Raw genomic sequence first — 267 nt, forward strand, 5'->3', positions numbered from 1 at the left:
ATTTTTACATTAAATATGTTTAACATAGAAACGTTAAGGTCAAAATCCGTAACGGAACTGACTAAAATCTTAAAAGATTTGGGCGTTAAAGTTGCAAGAACCAGCAATGAAAATGACAAGATCTTTGCTATTCTTGACTTTCAGGCTTCTAACCCTAAAGTTGCAAAAGATTATTTCAACGCCACAGAAACCGCCAGTGTAAATACTGAAGAGGCTCCAGCAGAAAAACCTGCCAAAGCCCCGGCAAAAAAAGCTGCCCCGAAAAAA

1 protein-coding gene is annotated in these 267 nt (G+C 37.8%); it reads left to right on the forward strand.

Annotation, left to right across the window (positions count from 1 at the left end):
- A partial coding sequence (locus tag GB932_RS22125) for a Rho termination factor N-terminal domain-containing protein (RefSeq protein WP_197517211.1) occupies window positions 1-267 on the forward strand: 267 nt, incomplete at both ends.

The sequence above is a fragment of the Microbacterium karelineae genome, assembly GCF_009745985.1.
GTDB classification, from domain to species: Bacteria; Actinomycetota; Actinomycetes; order Actinomycetales; family Microbacteriaceae; genus Microbacterium; species Microbacterium karelineae.